Raw genomic sequence first — 14,771 nt, 5'->3', positions numbered from 1 at the left:
AGGAGGTGGGTGTGATGATTCAGGTTGAAGGACTCGTCAAAACATTCAAGGATGTTCCAGCTGTCGATGACGTGTCATTTTTCGTGAAAGAAGGAGAAATCTTTGCGTTTTTAGGTCCGAACGGTGCGGGTAAATCGACGACGGTGCAAATGTTGACGACACTCGTGAGACCGACATCTGGAGTGGCACGAGTCAATGGATTCGATGTCGTTAAACAAGAAAAAGATGTCCGATTATCGATTGGAGTTGCCTTACAAGAAACAGGAATCGATAAAGTGTTGACGGGACGAGAGCTCCTTGTCTTACAAGGGCGTTTGTTTAAGATGTCGAATGAAGAGGCGCAACGTCGAGCCGATGAGTTACTCGAAGTCGTTTCACTGACGGATGCGGCCGATCGCCGGAGTGGTACCTATTCCGGTGGGATGCGACGACGTCTCGACTTGGCTCTCACACTCGTCCATCGTCCGACGGTCTTGTTTTTAGACGAACCGACGACCGGACTCGATCCGGCGAGCCGAATCGAAATTTGGAATGAAGTACGCCGATTGAACGAGGAATTCGGGACGACGATTTTTTTAACGACCCAATACTTAGAGGAGGCAGATGAGTTGGCTGACCGGATTGCAATCATCAATCACGGGAAGATTGTGAGTGAAGGAACGGCCGAGGAATTGAAACAGCTCGTCGGTGGAGAGACGATTTCGATGGACTTCGCTACAGAATCTGAAGCGACCCTTGCCGCGACGCGATTTCATACATCTTCGAATGGCACACATGTATCGTTTGAGTTACGTGACATGACGTTGACTGAGATTGTTCGTTCCTTGGATGAACAAGGGTTGCAGCCTGAACGATTGACTGTCAAGCAACCATCGCTCGATGATGTATTCTTGAAAGTGACAGGCGAATCGTATGAAGGAGGCGAGATCCGTGTGGACTGAGACATGGCTATTCACGAAACGGAGTTTGCTGACGACTATTCGAAATCCGTTTTCATTCATCCCGAACTTGATCATTTCTGTATTCTTTTTACTCGTGTATACGAGCGGCTTGTCGAGCGTGGCCTCGTTGCCTCAGTTCGAAGGGAGCGACTATTTGAATTTCATCTTACCCGTATCCATTGTTTCAGGTGCAGTCGGGGGAGCGGGAGGCACGGGTCAGGCGCTTGTCCGAGATATTGAGAGTGGCTATTTCGCACGGCTCTTGTTGACACCGGCGACCCGTACGGCGATTGTGCTCGGACCGATGATTGCGGGGATGTTGCAATTACTCGTCCAAACGCTACTTATTTTTGCTGTCGCGTTTCTCCTCGGTCTCACGATTCCTGTCGGTGCCGCTGGATTCTTTTTCACAGTATTACTCGCAATCGGATTTGGACTTGGTTTCGCAGGATATTCAGTGGGCGTCGCCTTGAAAACACGAAATGCACAAGCGGCACAGGCAGGGACGTTGTTGTTCTTTCCTTTAATTTTCCTGTCGACGACGTTCGTTCCGAAAGAATTGATTGAAGCCGAATGGTTGAAAGTGGCGGCGACGTTCAATCCAACCACGTATATTTTCGAAGGGATGCGAGCGGTTCTGACTCAGCCGGAGATTGACTGGGGTGCCTTATCTGCAGGGCTCGCAGTCGCGGGTACGATGAGTGTACTCATGATCGTCTTTGCGGCAACGAACGCGAGAGGGGCATTGAAGCAAAAATAAGGGAGGAGTTTGATGCAGGAACTATCAACGATGATTCGGATTATTTTAACAGGGATTGGAGCATATATTTCTATCATTCTCATGTTGCGTGTTTCTGGTAAGCGTACATTGGCAAAAATGAATGCATTTGATTTTATTGTGACGGTTGCACTTGGTTCTATTTTGGCAACGACCTTGACTAGTCAACAAACCTCTTTATTGGCTGGACTGACTGCGTTCGGTACACTAATTGTCTTACAATATATATTAGCGAAACTATCTAAGCGATTCTCCATTGTGAATCAAATGATTAAATCAGAACCAACTCTACTGTTTTATAAAGGAGATTATTTGAGAGAACATCTACAAAAAGAACGAATTTTAGAGATCGAGGTCATTCAAGCGATTCGATCAAGTGGCACTCCTCTAGGACAAGTCGAAGCAGTAATCATAGAAACGGATGGAACGTTTTCTGTTTTGAAAGACTCTCGTCATGTAATGGAACATGTGAACAAATAAAAACGACTCGGTTCCGATGAACCGAGTCGTGATATTGTATTAGAGATATGATCCAGCGCCTACATAGCGTGGTGCCCAGTATCCAGAAGTGAAGCTCGCGTATTTCACGCCGCCTGTTTCTGAGTTGATCATTTGTGTTTTGCTAAGTGCCATTCCGACGTGTTGAATCGTTCCGCCTGAATGTGAGAAGAAGACGAGATCGCCTGCTTGGATCGATGACTTCGAGATTTTCTTCGCGCTTGAGTATTGCTGACGTGAAGAACGTGGTAGTGTTTTTCCGATTGCTTTCTTGTACACGTGTCCAGTATATCCTGAGCAGTCAAACCCTGAAGTTGTTGTTCCACCATAGCGATACGGTGTTCCGAGATATTTCTTCGATTCAGCGACAAGTTTCGAACGTTTGCTAGAAGATGACGTTGAAACCGTTGTTGATGTCGACGTGTTCGCTTTCAAGTATGTGTACGTTGAAGAAGCTGAGATATAACGGTGTGTGCCTTTGTAGTTGATTTTATAGAACGAACCGGATTTACCAAGGTATGTATAGCGTTGACCTTTATCCATTTTCGCGACGACTTTCGATGATGTAAGTGACGGGGCAGTACGGATGTTCAAACCGTTTACTTTCGAGTAAGCAAATGTACCGGTAGCGGCTTCTGCTTGTTCACCTGTTGAGAACATAAGACCCGAGAAAGCGACAGTGGCAGCGACGACGATTGATGCGATACGCTTTAACATTGTATAAATCCCTCCGTTTTTAAAATCAAGACATTCGTATATGACAAATCGAGTAATTTTTAATGGTAGAGCACAAGTTGCGGGATATACCCGGTTTCCTGTGCAAATAAACTATATCATGCGCAAGACCGATAGCATTTTTCAATCGCAAGTCAAAAAAGTGTTTTCTTGTAACAAAAATGAAACAATATGTGGATATAGCACTTATTTTGTTACAAAACTATCTTTTACTGTGTAAGGATTTGTACAAGAGGGAAACGATTGAACAAAAGGTGATTTTTGCACGGTGACGGCACGGGCAAAATGTGGTTAGATGATGGCAGAACAAATGAATCAAGTTGAATTCTTCTTGTAATGAAATGTAGAAAGATAGGTGACTTGAATGAGTCAACAGACAGAACCGACAAAGAACTATACACTTCGTGAACTTGAAACGAAGACGTTGAAAGAATTATATGAGATTGCCAAAGAAGTCAAAGTACCGAACTTCCGAGAAGCACGGAAACGTGAGCTCATGTTTCGTATTTTGAAATCACAGGCTGAATCAAAAGATTTATATTTCCTCGAAGGCATTTTAGAGATCATTCCACCGAATCCTCAGTCTCAAAATGATGGCGGGTTTGGATTCCTCCGACCAATCAACTACTCTCAATCTTCCGAAGACATTTATATCGCCGCATCGCAAATTCGTCGCTTCAATCTTCGAAACGGAGACCTCGTCACAGGGAAGGTCCGTAAACCAAAAGAGAATGAGCGATTCCAAGGGTTGTTAAGTGTGGAAGCTGTCAACGGAGAGTCGACGGATTCGACGCGTTCGCGTGATTATTTCCCGGCATTGACACCGATTTATCCAGAACAACAGATGGTGCTCGAGACAGAGCCGACACATCTTTCGGTTCGTGTCATGGATATGATTGCACCAGTCGGGTTTGGCCAACGTGGGTTAATTGTGGCGCCACCAAAAGCGGGGAAAACGTCGCTTTTAAAAGAGATTGCGAATTCGATCACGACGAATCATCCGAACGTCGAATTGATTATTCTTTTAATCGATGAACGACCGGAGGAAGTGACGGATATTCAACGCTCTGTACCGGACGCAGACGTGGCGTTCTCGACCTTTGACGAGACGCCGGAAAACCATGCACGTATTTCAGAACTCGTTCTCGAACGCGCGATGCGTCTCGTGGAACATAAGAAAGACGTTGTCATCCTGCTCGATTCCATCACACGCTTGACGCGTGCGTACAACTTGTCTGTTCCACCGAGCGGACGGACGCTCTCGGGGGGGATCGACCCGGCGGCGTTCCACAAACCGAAAAAGTTCTTCGGAGCGGCGCGGAATATCGAAGATGGGGGCAGCTTGACGATCCTCGCGACAGCGCTCGTCGATACCGGATCGCGAATGGACGACGTCATCTATGAAGAGTTCAAAGGAACAGGGAACATGGAGCTGCACCTAGACCGGAAATTGGCCGAACGTCGAATCTTCCCAGCAATCGACATTCGTCGCTCGGGAACACGGAAAGAAGAGTTGTTACTCGGGAAGGACGAACTCGATTCGCTCTGGACGATTCGTCGTACGATGAACGAGTCCCCGGACTTCGTCGAACAGTTCTTGCGCCGTGTCCGTGAGACGAAAACAAACCTCGACTTTTTTGCTGCGCTAGAGGCAGATAAGAAAAAAAGACGACCGGTGAAAAAAACGAAAACAGACTTGTAAAACCTATAGTAGGGTGATATTATATTCTAGTGAACTTTCTCTAGGTTGAAAGAATACTTAGGGCCGAAGGAGTTGAAAAGCAATGAAACAAGGAATCCACCCAGAATACCGTAAAGTCGTATTCATGGACTCGACGACAGAATTCAAATTCATCACTGGTTCAACTCGTTACTCTAACGAGACAATCACGATGGAAGATGGAAACGAGTACCCACTCATCCGTGTCGATGTATCTTCTGATTCGCACCCGTTCTACACAGGTCGCCAGAAATTCGCATCTGCAGATGGTCGTATCGAGCGCTTCAACAAGAAATACCAACGTTAATCGTAAAGTTGTATGCTCACCGCCTAGGGATTGCCCTTGGCGGTTTTTTGTTGCATCGACACGGGTAAAGAGACGAAAGACTGTCGTGAGGGGGCCGTTATGGAATTTATACTCATTAGTATCAGCTTGTTGATCGGGGTCGGCATCATGTCCCAATGGTTGGCATGGCGTTATCAAATCCCAGCAATCATCATTATGACGCTCGCTGGAGTATTGGCCGGTCCAATCCTTGGGCTGTTCGACCCACGTGAATTATTAGGAGATTTATATAGTCCCATCATTTCGTTTGCGGTCGCCATCATCTTATTTGAAGGAAGTCTTGGGCTTCATTTTAGCGAAATCAATCAGTTCCGACGGTCGATCGTCCGGATTGTCACGATTGGAGTCGCGCTCTCGTTTGTCGGGATGTCGCTACTCATTCAATATGTTGGAGGATTACATTGGGTCGTTGCCTGGACGATGGGGGCGCTCTTCGTCGTGACGGGTCCGACTGTCGTCATTCCGTTGTTACGTCAGGCACATTTGAAAGATCGGGTCGGAGCGATTTTGAAGTGGGAAGGCATCATTGTCGATCCTGTCGGAGCATTACTCGGACTCTTCGTCGTTCGACTCGGATATATCGTTTATGAAGGTATGGATTTATGGATGCAACTCCTCTTCGCAGGTGCTTGTATCGTAGGAATCGGACTCGGTTACTTGTTCGGCCATCTCTTGATGGGATGGTTTGTGGCAGAAAAAGTACCTCGCTATCTCCGTGCTTCGGTCACGTTGACGGCCGTCCTCATTTTATTCTCACTCAGCGAGCTCATGATGCATGAAGTCGGGCTGCTCGCCGTGACGGCGATGGGGATGACGATGGCCAATACGAAGCATCGGGATGAAGAAATCATCGAAGAACTGCAGTCATTCAAAGAGGATATTTCAATCTTGCTCATCTCATCTGTCTTCATCTTGTTGACGGCTTCCCTGTCTCGGGCAGAGCTGTTGAATATTTTCCAATGGCCGCTTCTCTTGACGATTGCGGGCATCCTGTTCTTGGTTCGCCCAGTTGCGATTTACTTGTCGACCATCGGTGGAGGTTTGCCGCTAGCGGAACGAGGGTTCATTGGTTGGATTGCCCCACGCGGGATTGTCGCGATGACGGTCGCGGGATTCTTTGCTGAAGAAGTCGCGCATCTGGGGATTGACGATGCGAAGCAAATGTTGCCGCTCACACTCGGTCTCGTCTTCATTTCCGTTACACTGCACGGTCTCACGATTCGACCGCTCGCGCGAAAATTGAAATTAATCGATGAACAAAAAGAGGCGAACGCTGATGAATAAAGGACGGAGTTCTTTCAATCAGTATTTAGGAGAAGTCAACCCTTTTCCTCAACTCGAAAGATAGGTATAATCGGAAAGCGATTATCGATGGAGAGGGCGAAGAACAATGATGCATGTGACGAACCGATATGGTTGGATTGAAGTGATTTGTGGGAGTATGTTTTCGGGGAAGTCGGAGGAATTGATTCGCCGAGTCCGCCGTGCTCATTATGGAAAGATTCCGGTCCAAGTGTTCAAACCAGCAATCGACGACCGGTATCATGAAGAGAACGTCGTCTCACACACAGGGAACTCGGTCGTGGCCGTGCCAATCGCATCAAGCCAAGACTTGTATGATGCCGTTCGTGAAGAAACACAGGTTATCGCGATTGACGAGGTGCAATTCTTTGATGAAGGAATTGTAGACGTCATCGAACAACTTGCGAACGAAGACAAACGCGTCATCTGCGCTGGGCTCGATATGGACTTTCGAGGCGAACCGTTCACGATGATGCCTGAACTGTTGTCACGCGCGGAGTTCGTGACGAAACTACAGGCCATCTGTTTGTCATGCGGCGCGCCTGCTTCGCGGACACAACGTCTGATCGATGGGCAACCTGCTCGGTATGAGGACCCGGTCATCTTGGTCGGGGCTTCCGAGTCTTACGAACCACGATGCCGACATTGTCATGATGTACCGAACAAACCACATCCGGTCCGCCATACGGTGGTAGACTGATGAATCGACGGACCGCCCTCGGCGGTCCGTTTTTTTGCTATAATAGATAGAGTTTGATTTGACGGAGAAAGGACGGATCATCATGTTTGACCGTTTAAGTGTATTAGAAGATCGTTACATGCAATTGAATGAAATGCTCGCCGATCCTGAGGTGCTCAGTGACTCGACGAAGTTGAGACAATATTCGAAAGAGCAGGCACAACTAGAAGAGACGGTACAGATGTATCGTCAGTATAAAGAAACAAGTACAGCTTTCAAGGAAGCGAAGACGATGCTTGAAGACCGGACGCTCGACGCCGACATGCGTGAATTGGCAAAAGAAGAGATGAACCTCCTCGAGCCAGAAGTCAAAGAGCTAGAAGCGAAACTGCGGATTTTATTGCTTCCAAAAGACCCGAACGATGACAAGAACGTTATCGTCGAAGTCCGAGGAGCAGCAGGCGGAGACGAAGCGGCACTCTTTGCAGGAGATTTATATAAGATGTATACGCGATTCGCTGAACGTCAAAATTGGAAAGTGGAACTCATTGACGCGAACTATACCGAACTCGGTGGATTTAAAGAAGTCACGTTCATGATCAACGGGGCAGGTGCCTATTCAAAGCTCAAGTTTGAGAACGGAGCCCATCGTGTGCAGCGAGTCCCGTCGACTGAATCGGGCGGACGAATTCATACGTCCACAGCAACGGTTGCCGTTCTTCCGGAAGCAGAGGATGTCGAAGTGCATATCGATATGAAAGATGTACGAGTTGATACGTTCACTTCATCTGGTCCAGGGGGACAATCGGTCAACACGACGCAATCAGCTGTCCGTTTGACACACATTCCTTCAGGGCTCGTCGTATCATGTCAAGATGAGAAGTCGCAGCATAAAAACAAGGATAAGGCGATGAAGGTCCTTCGAGCACGCCTGTATGACAAAATGCAAAGCGAACATATGGAAGAGTTGTCTGCGCAACGAAAATCGGCTGTCGGAACAGGTGACCGTTCCGAGCGGATCCGCACATACAACTTCCCACAAAGTCGTGTCACAGATCATCGGATTGGATTGACCCTTCAGAAGTTGGACCGTGTCCTAGCAGGTGAACTCGAAGACATTATCGACGCACTCATCATGGACGAACAGGCACGTCTCATGGAGGAAGCGGAATGATGCGGATTGCCGCGCTACTTAAGCAGACGGAAGAACGACTAGTTGAAGCTGGGCGCGACCGTGCGGCTGCCGAATGGTGGCTCATGCATGTGTTGCAAGTCGATCGCACCGGTCTCCTCGTTCGTTTGTCGGATGAATTGTCTTCAGATGAAGCGACACGGTTCGAGACGGGAATCGAGCGTTTATTGATCGGAGAACCGGTACAACACGTGATTGGACATGCTCCGTTTTACGGGCGCTCGTTTGAAGTGAACCGGGATGTGTTGATTCCGAGACCAGAAACGGAAGAGTTGATCGACTGGGTACTTGGGCAACTTCGTCACATCAAGGATGATGAGATTGTCGATGTCGGGACAGGAAGCGGGGCCATTGCGATTACCTTGAGCCTCGAGCTCGGCGTACGTGTACAGACGGTCGATATTTCGCGTGAGGCGATTGAAGTCGCTAAACGAAATGCAGCCACACTTGGCGCAACTGTACGGTTTTATGAAGGAGACGGGCTCGCACCGATTGCGGACCACTCGATTCGCGTTCTAGTCTCAAATCCGCCTTACATCGAGGCCGATGAGCTGTTAGATGAGACGGTCGTCGGCTACGAACCGCACCTTGCGCTCTTCGGAGGGAAGGATGGGCTCGACATGTATCGGCAATTAATATTGGAATCGGTGCGCGTCTTACGTGCCGATTGGCATTTGATTGCGTTTGAAATCGGGTATAACCAAGGACAAGATGTGAAATCATTACTGTCTGAACGTTATCCTGAAGCAGAAACGGGTATTTTAAAAGATATAAACGGCAAGGACCGTATCGTCTATGCCGTAAGGGAAGGGATTGCGTATGGAAACGAAATGGATTAATTCGAATGAGATTGAAGAGGGGGTACGTCTTCTTCAAGCGGGTGAAATCATCGCCATGCCGACAGAAACCGTCTATGGTCTCGCTGGAGATGCCATGAACGATGTGGCAATTCGAAAGATTTTTGAGGCAAAAGGTCGTCCGTCGGATAACCCGCTCATCGTCCATATCGCTTCAATCGACCAAACGAGTTTGTTTGTCGATTCGATTCCTCCTGTTGCCAAACGCTTAATGGATGCGTTTTGGCCAGGCGCTTTGACGATCATCTTGCCTTCAAACGGACGAGCCTCTTCGCTCGTGACCGCAGGCCTCGATTCCATCGGACTCCGGATGCCGAATCATCCGGCAGCACTCGAGTTAATTCGTAAGTCAGGGTTAGGGCTTGCGGCTCCGAGTGCGAATCGTTCCGGACGACCTTCGCCGACAACTGCTCAACATGTCGCGGATGATTTGAACGGACGAATCGCAGGAATCGTGGATGGGGGTCCTACCGGAATCGGAGTCGAGTCAACCGTTGTGGATTGTACGGGGGACACGGTAACGATTTTACGACCAGGTGGTGTGACGCGAGAAGAAATGGAAGCTGTCATTGGACCGGTCGCCTTAGATGCCAATTTGAGTAACGATGAAGCCACACCACGATCGCCGGGAATGAAGTACACGCACTATGCCCCAACGGCACCTGTTTTTTTAGTCGATGGCACACGCAAAGATTTAGAACGTGTCATCGAGGAGCGGAAGCAAGCGGGGTTGCGAATCGGTGCACTCGTCTTCGACGAGAACCCGACACCGGCTGAGGTCACGTATTCACTTGGGACCTCGATGGAAGTGGCGGCGCAACGTTTATACGACGCGCTTCGTCGATTTGATGAAACAGACGTGGATGAGATTTATGTGAACACGATTGAACCGGTCGGAGTCGCACTTGCCGTCTATAACCGTTTATACAAAGCAGCGGGCGGAAAGATTGTGCACCCGACGAAAGATGCCTAAAGACATAGAGGAGGACACGCGATGTCAATGAAACGCGTATTATTCATATGTAGTGGCAACACGTGCCGAAGCCCGATGGCGATGGCCTTGCTCCGTTCGAAGATGACCGGGGATGAGTTTGATATTCGCTCAGCTGGTCTACGGACGATGCAAGGATTCGATGCTTCAGAAAACGCACTGCAAGTTCTCAGAGAACGTGGGATTGAGCTCGATCATGTCACCCAGACGTTCGATGAAGTGTTAGGGAATTGGGCGGATATCATCTTGACGATGACACGCGCACACCGTGAACAAATTCGGGATACATACCCGGATTTGTCTGAGCGGACGTACACGCTCTATGAATTCGTGACGGGACTCGAACGGGACATCAACGATCCGTTCGGCGGTTCGATGAATGTGTATCGCCAGGTGCGAAACGAGCTCGAACCACTCGTGAATCGACTTGTGTTAAAATTAACGAATGATGGGTCAAAGGTGACGAAACCACCGAGACGCCTACCAAAGAAGACGGGGGAATGAACGAATGAAAATTGCAATTGGCGCTGATCATGGCGGCTTCAACTTGAAGAAAGAAATCGTAGCCTTGCTTGAGGAACTCGGACATGAGTATAAAGATTTCGGGACGCACTCAGCGGACTCGATTGACTACCCGGATGTGGCCATCCCGGTCGCAGAAGCGGTAGCGGCAGGTGAATTCGATCGTGGGATTTTGATTTGCGGTACGGGAATCGGAATCGGGATTGCGGCGAACAAAGTCAAAGGGATTCGTGCGGCACTCGTCCATGATTCATTCAGTGCAAAAGCGACACGTCAGCATAACGATTCGAACATCATGACGATGGGCGAGCGTGTCATCGGACCTGGTCTTGCACTCGACTTGGTGACGACGTGGCTCGATACGAACTTTGAAGGCGGTCGCCATTCAAACCGTGTCGACAAGATGAGCGCTTACGAATCGAAGTGAGTCAAATGAAGACGGAACTTCTCGGATTTTTGACGGAGCTTCACGAACGGTTCCCGTTAAATGATGAGCGCATTCTCGTCATCGGATGCTCGACGAGTGAAGTGCTCGGAAAAACGATTGGGAAGGCAGGTTCCATTGATGTCGCAAGCGAATTGATGGAAGCATTCCTTGAATTTAGAGAAAAGACAGGTGTCCATTTGGCGTTTCAAGGGTGTGAGCACATCAACCGTGCCCTCACCGTTGAGCGCCGGACACTCAAACAGTTCGGCCTCACTGAAGTGACGGTCGTCCCGGTCCGTTCCGCGGGTGGGGCGATGTCGGAGAAGGCGTATGCGAACTTCGAGGAGCCATGTGTCGTCGAATCGATTCAAGCAGATGCCGGGATTGATATCGGCTCGACATTGATTGGGATGCATTTGAAACCGGTCGCGATACCGGTTCGGTTATCATCGAAGCATCTCGGAGAGGCGTACGTCACGTTCGCAGTCACGAGACCGAAACTGATTGGTGGGCCACGGGCTCAGTATCCAAATAAATGAAGAAAGCATCGCATTTAGGTTTTTCGACCGAATGCGATGCTTTTTTGTTCAAATTATAAATCTTCTCCAAAAAGATAGGAGATGACCATCGGGAAACGCTCACGCCAGGCGAGCTCGTTGTGAACTCCTTCTTCAATCACTTCGAATCGGATGTGTTCGACCTTGTCTTTTAACAAGTTGTACACGCGTTCGCTCGACTCACGATACATCTCGTTCGTCGGTCCATTTTCGATCGGTTCCTCGACTTCTTTTGCGCCGACGTCCAAGTAAAGACGCTCGACGCCCTTCAAATCGCTCGCTTCAATCAATTGTTCCAGCTCGGTTTGGTTGAACCAAAATGCAGAGGACAGGGAAGCGACACGCTTGAAGACGTCTGGATATACACAGGCTGCATATATCGAGATGAGCCCACCCATCGAACTTCCCATCATCGCTGTTTCTTCCGGAATCGTCCGATAGTCAGCATCGATTTGAGGTTTCAATTCCTGCGAGATGTATTCGATATACGCCGAACCCTGCCCGCCGAGCACGATGTCACTTCCGAGCAAACTTTCACCGATATAAGGGTTTTCCCACGGTCCATACTCATCGAGTCGTTGTTCGCCTGGTGCACTATCGAGGGCGACGACAATCAAGTCACGCTTCGAGGCGTCTAAATATTCACCGACGCGCCAGCTCATGTTGTAGCTCGCATCCTCGTCAGCAAAACAGTTTTGTCCGTCGTGCATGTAGAGGACCGGATATCGTTTTTCGGACGTCTCATAGTCGGCAGGTGTGTAGATCCGGACCGTTCGTGTCCGTTCGAACGGTGTGATCGTCAGTTCTTTTGTCTCAATCATAAGTGGCCTCCTCACAGTTACATTCTTATTAATGATACCCAACTTTTCATCAGATTATTGCGATACCCAAAAAAACAAGCGTGTGGTACGATGGGGGTGTTGATTTTTAGACATTTAGAGGGGGTCTTCACATGGTAAACACGACGAAGTTGAAAGTGCAGGATGCGGAATTATTTGAGGCAATGCAACACGAGCTCGGTCGTCAGCGCGACAACATCGAACTCATCGCTTCAGAAAACTTTGTTTCAGAAGCGGTCATGGAAGCGCAAGGAGGCGTATTGACGAACAAATATGCCGAAGGATATCCGGGACGCCGTTATTACGGTGGCTGTGAGTTTGTCGACGTCGCTGAGAACTTGGCGCGTGACCGTGCGAAAGAATTGTTCGGTGCAGAACATGCAAACGTACAACCACACTCGGGTGCACAAGCGAACATGGCGGTCTACTTCACGGTGCTTGAAGCAGGAGATACGGTTCTCGGAATGAACTTGTCTCATGGTGGTCACTTGACGCACGGTAGCCCGGTCAACTTCTCAGGTGTGCAATATAACTTCGTCGAATATGGTGTAGACAAAGAGACAGAACACATCGATTACGACGTCGTCGCTGCACTTGCGAAGGAACATAAGCCGAAATTGATTGTTGCGGGAGCATCGGCATACCCACGTACAATCGACTTCGCGAAGTTCCGTGAGATCGCGGACAGTGTCGATGCTTACCTTATGGTCGATATGGCGCACATTGCTGGACTCGTGGCAGCAGGTCTGCATCCGAACCCGGTCGAACATGCGCATTTCGTCACGACGACGACGCACAAGACGCTCCGTGGACCACGTGGAGGGATGATTCTTTGTAAAGAAGAGTTCGCCAAAGCGATCGACAAGTCGATTTTCCCAGGGATTCAAGGAGGACCGCTCATGCACGTCATCGCGGCAAAAGCGGTCGCGTTCGGTGAGGCACTCCAACCGGAATTCAAAGATTACCAACGTCAAGTCATTGCGAATGCACAAGCACTTGCGGCAGGCCTTGAAGAAGAGGGGCTCCGAATCGTATCGGGCGGAACGGACAATCACCTCTTGCTAGTCGACCTTCGAGGAATCGACATCACAGGTAAAGCAGCTGAGCATGCACTCGATGCAGCGGGAATCACAGTCAATAAAAACACGATCCCATTCGACCCGGCATCACCGTTTGTCACAAGCGGAATCCGTCTCGGAACGGCTGCGATGACGACTCGTGGTTTCAAAGAAACGGATATGAAAGAAGTGGCACGTCTCATCGGACGTGTGCTCAAACAACATGAAGACGAGGCGGTAATCGCGGAAGCACTTCAAGACGTGCGATTGTTAACGGCGAAGTTCCCGCTTTACCCTGAACGAGGCTGAGTCAATGGATATTCGGACACTAGCAGAACGAGAGCTATCCGAACTTCCATTGTTCGATATGACAGAATGGTTGGCTCGTAAAGGGGAATACGATCCGTCTTTCCGTCTTGTCGCCAGTGAGTTCGGTGTCATCACGACGCTCCTCGACCATGGCTATTATGAAGAAGCGAGTGAACGAATCGTGCCGCTCCTCGGGATGAAAGTGCCTGCTGCTTTCCATCGACTAGGTCTTGCGCTAGAAGTAAAGGCGAACGGAAAAAAAGCGGCCAAGCGCCGCTTTCGTTCGTTCTCGTCGGCTGTCATCCAACATTCTGATTTAGCCGAGTGGCGACAGGCGTTCAAGCTCGATAAGAAATGGCTTGGTCTTCCGCTCGTCGTTGGTCTTGCGGCTGGAGCGCTCATATTTTGGCCGGATGCCGAACCGCCCGGCGTCACGCCGGACGAGCCGGACGAAGTCGTTGTCGAGACCGTAACGGAAGAAGAAGCACTCGCAGAACGCCTTGAAGAGCTCGAGGCAGAAGTCGCCCGACTCGAAGAAGAGAATGAGAAACTTCAAGATTCGGACGAACAGAAGCCAAAGGAATCAACCGAAGAGGCACCGGACACATCAACGGATGTTGTACCGCTGGCTGAGGTAGAAGCACTTGTTCAAGACAAACAGTACGAAAAAGCCGACCGCCTATTAGACGGGAAAGCGAAGGTCGGACAAGAACAAGCAGTTGGGTTTTATCGACTTCTTGTCGACAATAAATTGGGACAAGCGGACATTGCGGACTATGCGGCTTATCTCGAGTCGTATCCAGAATCCGGTTACAAGGCAGATGTCCTTTGGATGAAAGGGATTGCCGAGAAAAAAGCGAATGACCCGGCGTACCGTGAAACGTTGACGACCGTTTCTGAGATGGAAGGGACGTATTGGGCACCGATTGCGAAGTCCGTGCTCGAAGAATAAGGTGCTACATGAGTAGCGCCTTTTCTCATGAAATTCTAATGAAGTACACCACGATTTCTCGTTTTCCT

The 14,771-nt window shown here is 49.2% G+C and carries 17 protein-coding genes; 15 read left to right on the top strand and 2 right to left on the bottom strand.

Features of this window, described 5'->3' with window-relative positions; genetic code table 11:
- Nucleotides 1-14 precede the first annotated feature (14 nt).
- From ACFO4U_RS09150 to ACFO4U_RS09140, 3 genes are read left to right on the top strand one after another with little or no spacing between them, the layout of a single operon-like run.
- On the top strand, nucleotides 15-941 hold the full coding sequence (locus tag ACFO4U_RS09150) for an ATP-binding cassette domain-containing protein (protein WP_214783679.1): 927 nt from the start codon (nucleotides 15-17) through the stop codon (nucleotides 939-941).
- Nucleotides 931-1,701 (top strand): ABC transporter permease, encoded by a 771-nt coding sequence (locus ACFO4U_RS09145; protein WP_159562986.1) that lies wholly within the window; start codon nucleotides 931-933, stop codon nucleotides 1,699-1,701. The genes ACFO4U_RS09150 and ACFO4U_RS09145 overlap by 11 nt, the downstream gene beginning before the upstream one ends.
- A gap of 12 nt (nucleotides 1,702-1,713) precedes the next feature.
- Nucleotides 1,714-2,199, top strand: a complete 486-nt coding sequence (locus ACFO4U_RS09140; RefSeq protein WP_196431277.1) for a DUF421 domain-containing protein — start codon at nucleotides 1,714-1,716, stop codon at nucleotides 2,197-2,199.
- 39 nt (nucleotides 2,200-2,238) lie between these two features.
- Here the strand turns inward: ACFO4U_RS09140 and ACFO4U_RS09135 are convergent, their stop codons facing one another.
- Nucleotides 2,239-2,934 (bottom strand): C40 family peptidase, encoded by a 696-nt coding sequence (locus ACFO4U_RS09135; RefSeq protein WP_159562984.1) that lies wholly within the window; start codon nucleotides 2,932-2,934, stop codon nucleotides 2,239-2,241.
- A 382-nt stretch (nucleotides 2,935-3,316) separates the two neighbouring features.
- Here ACFO4U_RS09135 and rho point away from each other — a divergent pair, with 382 nt between their 5' ends.
- The 10 genes from rho to ACFO4U_RS09085 all read left to right on the top strand — a co-directional run bounded on the left by rho (nucleotide 3,317) and on the right by ACFO4U_RS09085 (nucleotide 11,527).
- Complete coding sequence (rho, locus tag ACFO4U_RS09130) at nucleotides 3,317-4,654, top strand: transcription termination factor Rho (RefSeq protein WP_012727388.1); 1,338 nt, start codon at nucleotides 3,317-3,319, stop codon at nucleotides 4,652-4,654.
- 82 nt (nucleotides 4,655-4,736) lie between these two features.
- A complete protein-coding gene (locus tag ACFO4U_RS09125) occupies nucleotides 4,737-4,979 on the top strand; it encodes a type B 50S ribosomal protein L31 (RefSeq protein WP_012727387.1) in 243 nt (80 codons plus the stop codon).
- Between the two features lie 99 nt (nucleotides 4,980-5,078).
- Nucleotides 5,079-6,302: a cation:proton antiporter gene (locus ACFO4U_RS09120; protein WP_012727386.1), complete on the top strand. Its 1,224-nt coding sequence runs from the start codon at nucleotides 5,079-5,081 to the stop codon at nucleotides 6,300-6,302.
- 106 nt (nucleotides 6,303-6,408) lie between these two features.
- Nucleotides 6,409-7,020 carry a thymidine kinase gene (locus tag ACFO4U_RS09115; protein ID WP_074035700.1) on the top strand — a complete coding sequence of 204 codons (612 nt, stop codon included), beginning with the start codon at nucleotides 6,409-6,411 and terminating at the stop codon, nucleotides 7,018-7,020.
- Nucleotides 7,021-7,102: 82 nt separating this feature from the next.
- Nucleotides 7,103-8,173, top strand: coding sequence for a peptide chain release factor 1 (gene prfA, locus ACFO4U_RS09110; protein ID WP_074035701.1), 1,071 nt, complete (start codon nucleotides 7,103-7,105; stop codon nucleotides 8,171-8,173).
- Nucleotides 8,173-9,030: a peptide chain release factor N(5)-glutamine methyltransferase gene (gene prmC / locus ACFO4U_RS09105; RefSeq protein WP_074037873.1), complete on the top strand. Its 858-nt coding sequence runs from the start codon at nucleotides 8,173-8,175 to the stop codon at nucleotides 9,028-9,030. Before prfA ends, prmC begins: the two co-directional genes overlap by 1 nt.
- Entirely contained in the window at nucleotides 9,011-10,021 is a 1,011-nt protein-coding gene (locus ACFO4U_RS09100) for an L-threonylcarbamoyladenylate synthase (protein ID WP_159562979.1), read from the top strand. Before prmC ends, ACFO4U_RS09100 begins: the two co-directional genes overlap by 20 nt.
- A gap of 21 nt (nucleotides 10,022-10,042) precedes the next feature.
- The gene (locus ACFO4U_RS09095; RefSeq protein ID WP_012727381.1) at nucleotides 10,043-10,543 is read left to right on the top strand and encodes a low molecular weight protein arginine phosphatase; all 501 of its coding nucleotides are present in this window, start codon (nucleotides 10,043-10,045) and stop codon (nucleotides 10,541-10,543) included.
- A 4-nt stretch (nucleotides 10,544-10,547) separates the two neighbouring features.
- On the top strand, nucleotides 10,548-10,988 hold the full coding sequence (rpiB, locus tag ACFO4U_RS09090) for a ribose 5-phosphate isomerase B (protein ID WP_074035705.1): 441 nt from the start codon (nucleotides 10,548-10,550) through the stop codon (nucleotides 10,986-10,988).
- Nucleotides 10,985-11,527 carry a TIGR01440 family protein gene (locus ACFO4U_RS09085; RefSeq protein ID WP_047794818.1) on the top strand — a complete coding sequence of 181 codons (543 nt, stop codon included), beginning with the start codon at nucleotides 10,985-10,987 and terminating at the stop codon, nucleotides 11,525-11,527. The genes rpiB and ACFO4U_RS09085 overlap by 4 nt, the downstream gene beginning before the upstream one ends.
- Before the next feature lie 53 nt (nucleotides 11,528-11,580).
- On the opposite strand, the gene ACFO4U_RS09080 is transcribed toward ACFO4U_RS09085, so the two are convergent.
- A complete protein-coding gene (locus ACFO4U_RS09080) occupies nucleotides 11,581-12,366 on the bottom strand; it encodes an alpha/beta hydrolase (RefSeq protein WP_215243626.1) in 786 nt (261 codons plus the stop codon).
- A gap of 131 nt (nucleotides 12,367-12,497) precedes the next feature.
- Between ACFO4U_RS09080 and glyA the strand changes: the two genes are divergently transcribed.
- Together glyA and ACFO4U_RS09070 are read left to right on the top strand one after the other, a co-directional pair.
- Nucleotides 12,498-13,751 (top strand): serine hydroxymethyltransferase, encoded by a 1,254-nt coding sequence (gene glyA / locus ACFO4U_RS09075; protein ID WP_012727371.1) that lies wholly within the window; start codon nucleotides 12,498-12,500, stop codon nucleotides 13,749-13,751.
- A 4-nt stretch (nucleotides 13,752-13,755) separates the two neighbouring features.
- Nucleotides 13,756-14,703, top strand: a complete 948-nt coding sequence (locus ACFO4U_RS09070; protein ID WP_215243627.1) for a hypothetical protein — start codon at nucleotides 13,756-13,758, stop codon at nucleotides 14,701-14,703.
- Nucleotides 14,704-14,771: the final 68 nt, after the last annotated feature.

It is taken from the genome of Exiguobacterium profundum, from assembly GCF_042652865.1.
Classification (GTDB): Bacteria; Bacillota; Bacilli; order Exiguobacteriales; family Exiguobacteriaceae; genus Exiguobacterium; species Exiguobacterium profundum.
The sequence above is the reverse complement of the archived record's forward strand: the minus strand, read 5'-3'. Positions and strand labels throughout refer to the sequence as shown.

Excerpts from the sequence above, each read along its gene's own strand:
- ACFO4U_RS09150 (WP_214783679.1), top strand. The coding sequence starts at position 15 with ATGATTCAGGTTGAAGGACTCGTCAAAACATTCAAGGATGTTCCAGCT.
- ACFO4U_RS09140 (WP_196431277.1), top strand. The coding sequence starts at position 1,714 with ATGCAGGAACTATCAACGATGATTCGGATTATTTTAACAGGGATTGGA.
- ACFO4U_RS09135 (WP_159562984.1), bottom strand. The coding sequence starts at position 2,934 with ATGTTAAAGCGTATCGCATCAATCGTCGTCGCTGCCACTGTCGCTTTC.
- rho (WP_012727388.1), top strand. The coding sequence starts at position 3,317 with ATGAGTCAACAGACAGAACCGACAAAGAACTATACACTTCGTGAACTT.
- ACFO4U_RS09125 (WP_012727387.1), top strand. The coding sequence starts at position 4,737 with ATGAAACAAGGAATCCACCCAGAATACCGTAAAGTCGTATTCATGGAC.
- ACFO4U_RS09120 (WP_012727386.1), top strand. The coding sequence starts at position 5,079 with ATGGAATTTATACTCATTAGTATCAGCTTGTTGATCGGGGTCGGCATC.
- ACFO4U_RS09115 (WP_074035700.1), top strand. The coding sequence starts at position 6,409 with ATGATGCATGTGACGAACCGATATGGTTGGATTGAAGTGATTTGTGGG.
- prfA (WP_074035701.1), top strand. The coding sequence starts at position 7,103 with ATGTTTGACCGTTTAAGTGTATTAGAAGATCGTTACATGCAATTGAAT.
- prmC (WP_074037873.1), top strand. The coding sequence starts at position 8,173 with ATGCGGATTGCCGCGCTACTTAAGCAGACGGAAGAACGACTAGTTGAA.
- ACFO4U_RS09100 (WP_159562979.1), top strand. The coding sequence starts at position 9,011 with ATGGAAACGAAATGGATTAATTCGAATGAGATTGAAGAGGGGGTACGT.
- ACFO4U_RS09095 (WP_012727381.1), top strand. The coding sequence starts at position 10,043 with ATGTCAATGAAACGCGTATTATTCATATGTAGTGGCAACACGTGCCGA.
- rpiB (WP_074035705.1), top strand. The coding sequence starts at position 10,548 with ATGAAAATTGCAATTGGCGCTGATCATGGCGGCTTCAACTTGAAGAAA.
- ACFO4U_RS09080 (WP_215243626.1), bottom strand. The coding sequence starts at position 12,366 with ATGATTGAGACAAAAGAACTGACGATCACACCGTTCGAACGGACACGA.
- glyA (WP_012727371.1), top strand. The coding sequence starts at position 12,498 with ATGGTAAACACGACGAAGTTGAAAGTGCAGGATGCGGAATTATTTGAG.
- ACFO4U_RS09070 (WP_215243627.1), top strand. The coding sequence starts at position 13,756 with ATGGATATTCGGACACTAGCAGAACGAGAGCTATCCGAACTTCCATTG.